Raw genomic sequence first — 12,846 nt, forward strand, 5'->3', positions numbered from 1 at the left:
AGTGGAATGCTGAAATTAAGCTTTTCAAGAATGAGTAATTTGTATGCCACAATTTAACTATTGATTAAGGAAGTATTAAGGAAATATATTTATAGTAGAAGCAAGTTTGCAGACGAAATATAGGATATATGTTATTTTAATACAAATAGTTTTTTTGATGCGGGGTGAAATTAATACATAGAAAAGAGGGAATGAATTGAAGTATGGTTCTACACTTTTTCATCTTCCGAAAAGAAGTATATTAATTTCTAGCATTATAAGTAGTATGGTGACTTTATTAGTAATAACTATGCTGTTTATGATTTTAAAGGTTTTTAATTTAGACATGATGAAAGATCATTTAAATCAAAAGCTTGTTTTAAGTGTTATGATGATTTTCATATGGGGCATAACATTTTATATTACGCATTTCAATAAAAAAGAGATGTCTATACCTAGGGTATCCCTGCGAGTGCATTTTATATTATTTTTGCTAGCTCATGCAGTAGCATTATTTTATATTGTAATGCAAGTTAATATGAGTTTCATAGAGACAATGAATTGGATTTACATTTATAATATGCAGTTTATATTAAGTTTTGTAGTAATTTATGCAATATATATTCTTGTATATAATTTAATAGGTAAGGTTTTTCTAAGTATGGTTTTATCTAGCTGTACGTTAGTCATTTTAGGTATTGTGAATTATTTGAAGCTTATTTTCAGAGGGGATCCGTTATATCCTTCTGATTTCACACAAATTACGCATATGCAATCTGTTATACCGATGGTGATGGACTATTTTAGCTGGAGTTATATTTTAATCATTATTGTAAGTATCGTAGCTTGTATTGTAGCAGGGATATATATGAGAAGGTATATTCAAAATGTAAAGATTCATCTAGGAATAAGAGCCTTATTAGTAGTAGGATCTATTTTTGTTCTATATGCGTACGGTAATTTTGCGAATACATTTATGAATAAAGTATTTAAAAAATCAGGTGTAGATTTTGTTTTGTGGAATCAAAATGAGAACTATGCTTCAAATGGTTTTGTACTGGGGTTTATTAGCAATTTAGATACAACAGTTATGGAAAAACCAAAAAATTATTCTAAAGAAAATATGCTTCAAATAGCAAACGATATAAAAAAACAATATAGTGGAAATATAGGGAACGAAAAGAAAAAAGAGAAACCGAATATTATTTTTGTAATGAGTGAATCGTTTTGGGATCCGACGAAAGTAACCAACCTTTCTTTTAGTGAAGATCCTGTACCAAATTTACATCATTATATAGAAAACTTTCCTGGTGGACAAACTATTTCTCCTACATTTGGGGGAAACACGGCGAACGTTGAATTTGAGGCATTAACGAGTTATTCAATGAGTTTGTTAAAGCCAGGTTCTATACCATATCAGCAGGTTATTACAAATAAGAAAGAAATTCCATCAATCCCGACGGCTTTGAAAAAAGAAGGCTATTACACAAGTGCAATTCATTCATTTGGACGCACATTCTTTAAACGTGATGATGTATATAAGGTGTTAGGATTTGATAAGTTTAATGCAGAGGACACGATGGAAAATGTGGATATTGATGGAGATTATATTAGTGATTTAGCGATGAGTGAAGAGATAATTGCTGAGTTAGAGAAACAAAAACAACCTACATTTATTCATGCAGTTACGATGCAAAATCATTTTCCATTTACAGAGGGCCGATTTGGTGAAAATCTAATAGAAATTAGCGGGCTAGAAAATGAAGAATCAAAGGGAGAATTAGAGACGTATACAGAAGGGTTAAGACGTTCAGATGAGGCTCTTCAATATTTAATAGAGCAACTAGATAATTTAGATAGACCTACATTATTAGTATTCTTTGGAGATCACCTTCCATCATTAGGAACAAATAAATCTTTTTATAAAGAAAATGGGTATATAACGAATGAAAAAACACCGAGTGAACGTTTAGCAATGGCGCAAACGCCGCTATTAATGTATGCAAACTTTGATATGCCAAATGATAATTTAGGTTTAGTAAGCCCAATTCATTTTTCTAATCTTATTTTTGATTATGCAGGGTTAAATAAATCCTCATTTTATCAATTTTTATCGGGACTTTACAAGGAAATACCAGTGCTTAGAGATGAATTAAAAGTTGATAAAAATGGGGAAGTAATCAATGATTTAACAAAGAAACAAAAAGAAATGTTAGAGCAATATAAAATGCTTCAATATGATTTACTCGTTGGAAATCAATATAGCAAAGAAATCCTCTTTTAATAAAAGAAACAAAAAGAACTTGTATAACGATACAAGTTCTTTTTTCATAGTATTTAACGGGGTAACCAGACAAGCTGGGTTTAGGGAGTATTACTTGTACATTTAGTATATATGAAAATGTAATCGTTTTATTTGTATATTTGTGAGAAATGTGTGAATTTTATGTTTTGTAAAAAATCGATTATGTTAACTTTCAATCTTGTATTGCAGTTGTTATGCATGTAAAAATTTTATCAGTTCTTTATTTAATTCATCCGCTTGATCGATTGGTGAACCATGGCCACTATTTGTAAGAGCATGTAACTGAGAATTTTTAATTCGTTGTTGCGTAAGCTCAGCACTTTTGTAAGGAATTAGTTGGTCGTGAACGCCGTGGAAGATTTTTGTTGGGACGTTAATTTTATTTAAATCTTTCGTTACATCTTCATTTGCAGCTGCTTGTAAAATTTTGATAAGGGCATAAGAAGCGGACTGCATACCGAGATAAGAAAACCATTCAAGGGTTGCAGCTCCTAAGTTTCTATTGAAAAAGGATAAAGATACATCATTTAAAAATTTTGGTAAATTAGCATACATTTGATTAATGAGAGCATCTGCTTGTTCTTTCGGTACACCGTAAGGGGACTCTTGATTTTTAACGAAAGAGGGGGAGACAGCGTCAATTAATGCGAGCTTAGAAATGCGGCGCCCATTATAGCGAGACATATAGCGAATAGAAAGAGCACCACCAACTGAGAAACCGACTAATGTAGCGTTCTCTACTTCGAGTGCTTCTAGAACAATTGCGATATCATCGGCTAATCGATCATACGTGTAACCAGTCCATGGCTTATCAGATTGCCCATTCCCTCGTATATCCATGGCGATACAGCGAAAGCCATGCTCTGGTAAAACATTGAGTTGATATTGATACATTTGATGATTTAAAGGCCATCCGTGAACGAAGAAAACAGTCTTACTACCTGGACCAGGATTAACGTCTTGCACAAAAATATGCACATCTTTCTCGACAGTAACAAACATAAATGTCCCCCTATTTTATGAATATGCTCTATCCCAAAAGCGTTGTTTTGTCATAGCTTTAATAAATTCATTTGCTAGTCGCGTAGGGTCTTGTTCTATTAAAACACCAGGCTTTCCTTCTATATTTAAAGATTGAATAATAGAAGAGCCGTTTTGGAAGGAGCCAATCGGCTTAAAGTGATTATATGATTCTACGACAAAGGAACTTGCTTTGTTAAGAAAATGATCATCCATCTTTCCGCCGATAAGAAGTAATCCATCATAAAGGAGTGGTGAGCCTGTTAAGAAAGTATCATTTACTTCCCAATGTCCATTTGACGTCCCCTGCACTATGCCTAATCGTTCGGAAACGATCACTGGTTGAAGACCTACTTGTTTGAACTGATTTATTATATATTGTGCGCTTGGCCCATCATATCCATTTGCAACAATGACACCTACTCGTAATGTATTAGGACTAAAGGTCGTATTTGCCATACTGAGTGCTGGAGATGATTTTGTAACGTTGGATTCTTGCACATTTGGGACTTTTGCTCCGAGAGCTTCTGCAACTAAAGTAGCCAATTCTGTACTAATATGTCCAATCATATCAACGACTTGTTGGCGGACAGATTTACTTTTGACTTTTCCTAATTCAAAGGAGAAAGCTTGTATAATATGGATTTTTTCGACGTGACTCATACTATTCCAAAATAAACGAGCTTGAGAGAAGTGGTCTTTGAAGCTAGCAGCAGTTTCCCTTGTTTTATGACCAGATACAGTAGAAGGATATGTAACGAACCCCCCTTTTGTCCCAGGTACAGTATAAGGAGAATTATTTGCTAAGGAATTGTTATGGTAGGCAACGTTTCCTTTGTCGATTATATATTTAGACGCACCATCTCTTTGATTGTTATGAAATGGGCATATTGGACGGTTAATCGGTAGTTCTTGATAATTTGTACCAACGCGTGCTAATTGTGTGTCTGTATAAGAAAAGAGTCTACCTTGTAAGAGAGGGTCATTGGTAAAGTCAATACCACGAATGATACTTCCAGGGTGTAGTGCCACTTGTTCAGTTTCAGCGAATACATTATCTACATTGCGATTTAAGGTCATTTTCCCAATGATTTTAACGGGAAAATCTTCTTCAGGCCAAATTTTCGTTGCATCTAATATATCGAAGCCGTATTTAAATTCGTCCTCTTCTTCTAAAATTTGAATGCCAAGTTCGTACTCAGGATAGTTTCCAGCATTAATATTTTCCCACAAATCACGGCGATGGTAATCTGGATCAGCACCACCTAGTTTTTGTGCTTCATCCCAAATTAACGAATGAACGCCGAGCTTTGGCTTCCAGTGGAATTTCACGAATCGTGACTTTCCATTTTTATTAACGAAACGAAATGTATGAACGCCAAATCCTTGCATCATTCGAAAGCTTCTTGGAATTGTACGATCGGACATAATCCACATCATCATTGCAGCTGATTCTTGATTATTGGCGATGAAGTCCCAAAAAGTATCATGTGCTGTTTGTCCCTGTGGAATTTCATTATGCGGCTCTGGTTTAAGGGCGTGAATAAGATCAGGGAATTTAATGCCATCTTGAATAAAGAAAATGGGAATATTGTTTCCTACTAAATCAAAATTTCCTTCTTCTGTATAAAATTTAACGGCGAATCCTCTTACATCTCGATTCGTTTCATTTGCTCCTTTTGATCCAGCTACTTCAGAGAAACGAATGAAAAGCGGTGTTTTTTTTGAAGGGTCTTGTAGAAAATGGGCCATTGTTAGCTCTTCTAAAGATTCATATAACTCAAAAATGCCATGTGCTCCGTATCCTCGTGCGTGAACGACTCGTTCTGGAATTCGTTCACGGTCAAAGTGAGAAAGTTTTTCTCGCATAAGGAAATCTTCTAGAAGGGTAGGGCCACGATCTCCAGCTGTTAAAGAGTTTTCATCATTTGAAATTTTAACACCTGTATTTGTTGTCATCTCCTTTCCTTCATTTTCACGCGTGAAAGATTGGAGTTGTTCTATCTTTTTATTTTTTTTGCCGTCCATAAAAACACCTCCCATAATATACGTATTATTGTTTATGGTTTTTATGCTTGTATATAGCATGAAGATGTTGCATCGTTGGGATGATTTTCCTCAAATGTGCGATTTATCTTTGTTTGTCTATGAAAATCATTTATTATAATAAATGGTATTCTTTGAGATGTTATTTTGAAGGGGTGTTGAAGTGAAAGAAAGTTTTCTATCATATAAAGAAGAAGAAAGGAATGCAAAAATCCTTTTATGGGTGTTATATGTTATTGTTATTGTATATCAAATTTTCTATGCAATTGTATTAGACAATAAATCAATAATGGATAAGGGATACAACATAGTATGGCAAGTTATTTGCGGAGTAGCAATACTGTGCGTGAATATATATTTAATGAAAAAAGAGAAGGCAAACCTTGTTAAATATGCATGGATATTTGCATACATAGGGATAGAAATCGCTAATATATTTTCGTATATTTTTTATAATAAGGCGGCGTTTGATGCGACAAATATAATAGAAATTATTCTCATTTTCTTTGTACCCATATTTTTAAATAAAAAATTTTATGTAATCTTACTTTCTTCTATTGTAGGAAAATATTTAATTTATTTATTTGTATTAGAGGAAATAAAAGCATTTATGTTCCTTATTATGTGTACACTTATGTTAATAGCTGCATATATCATTTTAAACCGATTTTTACAATATCTTTCAGCTGTAAAGGAAAGTATTGCGATTGCTAGTGAATCACAAAAATTAGCAGTAATCGGAAAAATGGCAGCGACGGTTGGACATGAAATTAAAAATCCACTCGCTTCATTAAAAGGATTTACGCAATTACAAAGAGAGAAGCATGAAGAGGATCCTGTTTATAAACGTATGATCTTTGAAATAGAAAATATGAATAATATGATAAGTGAGTTGATGGAAGTTGCTACATGCAAGCCTTCTATTTATAAGAAACATGATCTGGGAAAAATTGTATTACAAGCAACAACAACTCTTCGCGAAAAAATGAATGAATTAAATGTGCAGCTTATTTCTAATGTGGGAGAACAAACAATAGAAGTTGAATGTGATGAACGAAGAATAAGAGGAGTCTTTCTATATACGATAAAAAATGCTTTAGAAGCAATGGAGCAAGGTGGCATATTACATTTACGGTTAGAAAATAAAGGGAAAGAGTATGTGATGATCAGCTTAATTGATAATGGTCATGGTATTAAGCAAGAAAACTTAGCCCGTGTTACAGAGGCCTTTTATACAACGAAACAAGATAAAATTGGTCTGGGTCTTACAGTAGCAAATCGAATTGTCGCCGAGCACCTTGGTGAGTTACATATTTCAAGTGAAAGAAATACTGGAACGAGAATAGACATTATTCTGCCAAGGAAGTGTGGAAATACTGAAATTCAAGTGGAAGAAAAGCTAGGAGTTACCATATGAATAAAGGCTATATATTTAAAAATGAAGAAATAAAGGCGTTGAAAGTATTTTTAAGTTTATTTTTTATTATATTTTTTGTGTATGATCTTGCCTATGAATTTATCGTACCTTTAATCGCGGGAGAGCAAGAAGGCGTAGGAAAGTTTGAAGATGGTTTAGGTTTATGGCTTTACTTTTTGATGGTAGTATTGTTTTGCATTGGAATATACTTTATGAAATGGAAGAATGTTTTTGCGGTAAAGTATATTATTCTAATTGGCTATAATGTATTAGATTGTATCCACAACATTATGATTTATTATGGTAGCGATGCGGAATTTGACGGTGGAAATATAGTAGAAGTATTTTTTATTTTGTTTGCACCAATCTTTGTGAATAAAAGATATTTCTGGTTAGTTCCAGCGATACTTGTCGGGAAGTACGCTTTTACAGGAATCATTATTCAATCTTCTCTCGTTTTAATCCCAATGGCATTATATAGTGTATTTACTATTATATGTTGGATTATATTTTTGAGGGTTCAGTCTTACGTTCGTACGCTTGAGATGATGGACAAAGAAATAAAACAAACAGAAAAACTAGCAGCTGTTGGAAAGATGGCAACGGTTATTGGTTATAAGATTAGAAGACCTTTAGCAAACTTAAAAAAACTTGTGAATAAACAAGCAGACAAGCATCCAGAGGATAAAATTTATAGTGATATTATGAAACAAGAAGTAGATCGGATTCATATAATTGCTACAGAACTTAGTGGATTTGAGAAATCTAAATCACTAGAATCAGAAACTCATAACATACAAGAAATTATCTCTTATGTTATTCGAGTTATGGAAAAGCCTGCTTTAAAACAAGGAGTCCACATACAAGGTATTTACAGTAAAGACTTACCATCAATTACATGTGATGAAAAACGATTAAAACAGGTCTTTTTTAATTTAATTAAAAATGCAATTGAAGCAATGTCAGTTGGCGGAACAATTACGATTAAAGTTACTGTAAAAGAAGGAATCATCGTTCAAGTGAAAGATGAGGGATGCGGCATTCCGAAAGATAAAATTCCAAAGTTAAACGAAGCCTTTTATACAACGAAAGAAACAGGAACTGGTCTAGGTTTAGTAGTTACAGAAAAAATTATTAAAGATCACAACGGTAAAATGAGTTTTGAAAGTGAAGTTGGGGTTGGAACGACGGTTGAGGTTATGTTACCACTGCATTAACTACAAAAAACATCACTTATTTGGAAGTGATGTTTTTTTATTTTATCCCGCTATTTGCCGGGTAGCCCGATTGGTGAGGGCTGATTAAAGTTTCACTTTATCTATAAAGAATATATGATGTGTTTCTAACATCAAAATGTTTTTTGAAAGTTTTCATTATGGATTTTCCGGGGGGAATTTAGACTATAAAAATTAATTATTTTTTTCTAAAAAAACTATTTTCTTTTTTGGGTTTTAATGGTATATTCAAAACACGATAAATAAATTCCTATATTTGGCACACTATTCGAAAGGATAGGTCGCAAAGCTAAGAGTCTAAAGTAATGAAAATTACTATGATAGTCTGGTTGCAGTTTGGATTTTCACACATAGTTGTATGTATGAAAATCGAAGAGGCAACTGGACTTTTTGTTTTCTCAAAAAAAAATAAATGGGCACACTGTTCGAAAGAATAGGTCGCAAAGCTAAGAGTCTAAAGTAATAAAAATTACTATGATAGTCTGGTTGCAGTTTGGATTTTCACACATAGTTGTATGTATGAAAATCGAAGAGGCAACTGGACTTTTTGTTTTCTCAAAAAAAAATAAATGGGCACACTGTTCGAAAGAATAGGTCGCAAAGCTAAGAGTCTAAGGTAATAAAAATTACTATGATAGTCTGGTTGCAGTTTGGATTTTCACACATAGTTGTGTGTATGAAAATCGAAGAGGCAACTGGACTTTTTGTTGTCTCAAAAAAAATAAATAGGCACACTGTTCGAAAGGATAGGTCGCAAAGCTAAGAGTCTAAGGTAATGAAAATTACTATGATGGTCTGGTTGCAGTTTGGATTTTCACACATAGTTGTGTGTATGAAAATCGAAGAGGCAACTGGACTTTTTGTTGTCTCAAAAAAAATAAATAGGCACACTGTTCGAAAGGATAGGTCGCAAAGCTAAGAGTCTAAGGTAATGAAAATTACTATGATGGTCTGGTTGCAGTTTGGATTTTCACACATGTTGTGATATATGAAAATCGAAAAGGCAACCAGGCTTTTTATTTTTTCAGAATACACATTATGATTGTAAATTTAGTCGATTAATACATTTAATGTTCTGAATATTCGGTACATAAAAAGCAAGGGAGGGAAGTACATTGCAAAATCAAATAGGGAAATTTGGGCGTATACTTCTCGCTGGAGGAATATTATTTACACAAGTTGGTGTGCTAGACTACTCTGCAACGAAAGTTTATGCGGTTACAAATGACGAGCAAGGACGTTTTATCGTTCATATGGATAAACAAGAAATAAAAGTTGATGAAAATGTAGTATTAAAGATTACAAATACAAATAAACAAGATGCTAATATCGAGCTGAAATTATCTAATGAGCAGCTCTTTAATGAAGAAGAAACGAAAAAAATGAATGAAAATAATAAAGCGATTCAAAACATTTCAGTAACAGAAGATTACATTGTAAAAATTGAAAAGAATGAACAAAGTAATTCTATCGGTGACGTATATGTAGTCATTCAAATGAAAAAAGCTGGAGAGTACAAATTTGAACCGATAGTGAAATTTGAAGGGAATGAAAAGAAAATTGAATCTCCTTCTCTACATGTTGTAGAGAAAAAAGAGGCTTTAAATGTAGCTATTTCTGATGAAAATCCAAAGGCTTCAGAGGAAGTTGTGAAAAAAGAAAAAAATGAAAAAGTAAAAGTATCGGAAGAAAATAAAAAACAAGAAATAAAGCCTACTAATGCTGAAGTTCCAAAAGAAACGAATACTTTAGAGAAAGAAAAGGTTAATGAAGAACTCGTATCAAAGGAAAATGAATTAAAAGAGAGCAATAAGGTAAACGAAAATAATCAGGAATTACCTGCTATTCAAGCTGAGAAGGTATTAAAGAGCCAATCTCTACTAGCTGCTAGTCCTGTTACAAGTATTCTTAGATATCCAAATGTAAAGGTAATAAATAATAGAACAGGTGAAGGGCCTTCTATCCCGGGTAAATATGCTTTTAGATTTGTTTGGAGCCCACAAGTAACATATGAGGTAAAGGGTAGTAGCAATGACAGAACTGGTCAAAGTCAATATACATTTAGAAATTCAAATAGAGAACAGTACGTATTAGTAAAAAAAGCTGGTGAATATCAAGGGAAATGGATTGATGTCCGTATTAATATTCACTCTATGACAGCTTCATCTGTAGATGTTAAAACACCAATAACTAAAGGTGATGCAAAAAACTTTTTACAATTATATGGGAACGGAAGGTCAGGACAAACTTATAATGCTTCCTTTGAATTTTATGAACACGGAACAAGTAAAAAAGTACCATTAACGGCAATGTGGAATTTCAAAAGGATAAATAGTTATAAAAATGTAACGTTACGTAATGATGGTAGTCATTTAACGAATTTATACGTGTATGATACGAGTTCAATTAGGTATCAAGACAAAGGGAATAATAAAATAGAGTTTTCTGGAACAGCAGGCCCAGTAGCTACTCCAGAAGCAGATATGACAATTACATTTGATAATTTAACAGAATTACCGCTAGAAGTTAGATTAAATGCTTCAGGTGTTAATGTATCATACGACCAATTAGCGATTGCACAAATTGAAATTCCAGCTCCAAGTGTAATAGGAGATATCGTGGAAGATAATTCCCGTCAACTTTCTTATAAGGTATATCAAAATATGCCTGCTCAATCGAAAGATATTCACTATGCGAAATCTTTTGTATTAGAAAGTGAAGTGAATAAGGATTTTACTGTGAATGATGTTTCCATTCAAGATGTGGAAAGTGGAGATGATGTAAGTAGCTTCTTTGATATTAGCAGGAAAAACAATAAGGTCACTGCGGTTGCGAAAGCAAATGCGCTAAAAACAGAAGAATTCAACGGGAAAATTTACGAGATGACAATTACAGGTTCTCCTGTAAAAGGTGCTGATGTAATGAAATATTATAAAGATGGTTATCTTGAAATACCGGTGTCAGCTAAAAACTATTTAGATGACGATAAGAATGGGCAAGATAGTAATCGAGATGGAATCGCAAAAATAAGGTATAAAGGTATTCCGACTGGGAAACCAGTCCCACAAAAAGTAGTGCAAGGAACAGATTTAACAAAAATGGATATTTCTAAATTTGTGACAGATTTATCTGTAGATACGAATTTGGATGTAGATAAACCAATATCAGTAATGAAGTTAATCAATATTCCGGATACAAAAACAATAGGGAATCATACTGTAACGGTTGTAATTGAAACGAAGCAAGGTGTACAAGCGGAGATTCAAGTACCGGTTACTGTCGTTGATGGGACTTTAAAGTTAGTAGACGTACCAAAAGAAATTACCTTTGGAGATGTAACAATTCCATCGAAAACAACGACATACACACCGAAGGCGATTTCAAATTCTTTAAAGGTAACCGATAATCGTGTTAAAAAGCAAAAATGGAGTGTATATGTAAAGGAAATTACACCATTAACTTCAGCGCAAAATGACACATTGACGGGAGCATTGATTTACAAACGAAATGGAAAGGATACACCTTTAAGTAATTCTAGTATAGAAGCATTCTCGTATACTTCTAAAAACGACGAGGAGGTTTCATTAAATTGGAAGGAAAACGAGGGAATTCATTTACAAGTAAAACCAGGGCCGAATGTCAAAGCAAATACAAAATATGCTGGACAGCTAGAATGGACATTAACCGATGCTCCTCTCTAAAAATATATGAAATATATAAATTTTAGAAAGGAGAGAGTAATGAAAAAAATAGTTGGTATTATCGTTTCCACAGTTATATGTGTGCCGTTTCTTATGGCAAATGTAGTAACGGCTACAAGTACGAATTCAAAAGCGGGTATTACATTTTCGAATAGCTATACACCAAATACATCAACTGATCCGACAAAGATAAATACAAAAAAAGAGACAGTTGATAAAAATAAAAATGGAGATAAATATTTACCGAAAACAGGAGGCCAGACACGGGACTTCAAACAATATATAGGATTGTTTTCGATTGTTTTATCTCTATATGTATTCAAAAGAATTAGGGGAAAGCAAGTGTATTCAAAATAAAAAATAGATGAAAACAGAGAAAAGGGGAAGGTACATATGAAACTAGCAAAATTAGCATTAATCGGTGCAGTATCATTAACATCAGTTGCAGCAGTAGGAACTTCAGCATTTGCGGAAGAGAAAGCAAATATGAAATCAAAAACCGATGTAACGTTTATTGAAGATACAAGCACAACAGATCCAAACAATCCAGAAAATCCAAATGAAAAAGTTACACCAGAGAACCCTGATGACCATGAAAAAGGAACAAAAGGTCCATTAAGTATTAACTACGTTTCTAACTTACACTTCGGCGAGCAAGTTATCTCTGGTAATGATCAAACGTACTTTGCAAAATTGGATAAAGTGAAACAAGGGAGCAAAACAGTTGAAGTACCTAACTTCGTATCTGTAACAGATAACCGTGGTACAAATGCAGGATGGAAATTGAAAGTAAAGCAAAATGCACAATTTAAAAGTGGTAATAGTGAGTTAACAAATGCAGCTTTAAGCTTAAGTAACCCAGCTGTAAATTCTGTAACTGATGCACAATATGCACCTACAACATTTAAAAATAAAGTAACGCTAGCTCCAGGTGGAGATGCGGTGGAAATTACTACTGCCGCAAAGAATAAAGGTATGGGTGATTGGACGACTGCATTTGGTAAAGGAACAGAACAAGGTAAACAGAGTGTGAGCTTATTCGTACCAGGTACGACGGCGAAAGAAAAAGGTGCGAAATATTCAGCTGAGTTAACTTGGACTTTAGAAGATACACCAAACTAAGCTTATACAAGATTGAAAATT

8 protein-coding genes and 5 riboswitches are annotated in these 12,846 nt (G+C 33.5%); of the genes, 6 read left to right on the forward strand and 2 right to left on the reverse strand.

Annotated features, from left to right (window positions below):
• Window positions 1-196: 196 nt before the first annotated feature.
• Window positions 197-2,263 carry an LTA synthase family protein gene (locus N2V92_RS11030; protein ID WP_000873641.1) on the forward strand — a complete coding sequence of 689 codons (2,067 nt, stop codon included), beginning with the start codon at window positions 197-199 and terminating at the stop codon, window positions 2,261-2,263.
• A 213-nt stretch (window positions 2,264-2,476) separates the two neighbouring features.
• On the opposite strand, the gene N2V92_RS11035 is transcribed toward N2V92_RS11030, so the two are convergent.
• Together N2V92_RS11035 and N2V92_RS11040 are read right to left on the reverse strand one after the other, a co-directional pair.
• On the reverse strand, window positions 2,477-3,286 hold the full coding sequence (locus tag N2V92_RS11035) for an alpha/beta fold hydrolase (RefSeq protein ID WP_000498274.1): 810 nt from the start codon (window positions 3,284-3,286) through the stop codon (window positions 2,477-2,479).
• Window positions 3,287-3,301: 15 nt separating this feature from the next.
• Window positions 3,302-5,332, reverse strand: a complete 2,031-nt coding sequence (locus N2V92_RS11040) for a catalase (protein WP_000348754.1) — start codon at window positions 5,330-5,332, stop codon at window positions 3,302-3,304.
• 181 nt (window positions 5,333-5,513) lie between these two features.
• Here N2V92_RS11040 and N2V92_RS11045 point away from each other — a divergent pair, with 181 nt between their 5' ends.
• The 5 genes from N2V92_RS11045 to N2V92_RS11065 all read left to right on the forward strand — a co-directional run bounded on the left by N2V92_RS11045 (window position 5,514) and on the right by N2V92_RS11065 (window position 12,825).
• Window positions 5,514-6,767, forward strand: a complete 1,254-nt coding sequence (locus N2V92_RS11045; RefSeq protein WP_000664882.1) for an ATP-binding protein — start codon at window positions 5,514-5,516, stop codon at window positions 6,765-6,767.
• Entirely contained in the window at window positions 6,764-7,984 is a 1,221-nt protein-coding gene (locus N2V92_RS11050) for an ATP-binding protein (RefSeq protein ID WP_001032631.1), read from the forward strand. Before N2V92_RS11045 ends, N2V92_RS11050 begins: the two co-directional genes overlap by 4 nt.
• A gap of 266 nt (window positions 7,985-8,250) precedes the next feature.
• A riboswitch (cyclic di-GMP riboswitch) is annotated at window positions 8,251-8,339 on the forward strand.
• A 68-nt stretch (window positions 8,340-8,407) separates the two neighbouring features.
• Window positions 8,408-8,496: riboswitch (cyclic di-GMP riboswitch) on the forward strand.
• 68 nt (window positions 8,497-8,564) lie between these two features.
• Window positions 8,565-8,653, forward strand: a riboswitch (cyclic di-GMP riboswitch).
• 67 nt (window positions 8,654-8,720) lie between these two features.
• Window positions 8,721-8,809, forward strand: a riboswitch (cyclic di-GMP riboswitch).
• Between the two features lie 67 nt (window positions 8,810-8,876).
• Window positions 8,877-8,965: riboswitch (cyclic di-GMP riboswitch) on the forward strand.
• A 152-nt stretch (window positions 8,966-9,117) separates the two neighbouring features.
• The gene (locus N2V92_RS11055) at window positions 9,118-11,703 is read left to right on the forward strand and encodes a WxL domain-containing protein (RefSeq protein WP_016077179.1); all 2,586 of its coding nucleotides are present in this window, start codon (window positions 9,118-9,120) and stop codon (window positions 11,701-11,703) included.
• A 39-nt stretch (window positions 11,704-11,742) separates the two neighbouring features.
• The gene (locus N2V92_RS11060; RefSeq protein WP_000724871.1) at window positions 11,743-12,060 is read left to right on the forward strand and encodes a hypothetical protein; all 318 of its coding nucleotides are present in this window, start codon (window positions 11,743-11,745) and stop codon (window positions 12,058-12,060) included.
• A 36-nt stretch (window positions 12,061-12,096) separates the two neighbouring features.
• Entirely contained in the window at window positions 12,097-12,825 is a 729-nt protein-coding gene (locus N2V92_RS11065; RefSeq protein ID WP_000761529.1) for a WxL domain-containing protein, read from the forward strand.
• Window positions 12,826-12,846: the final 21 nt, after the last annotated feature.

The sequence above is a fragment of the Bacillus sp. CH_48 genome (genome assembly GCF_038008465.1).
Classification (GTDB): domain Bacteria; phylum Bacillota; class Bacilli; order Bacillales; family Bacillaceae_G; genus Bacillus_A; species Bacillus_A thuringiensis_S.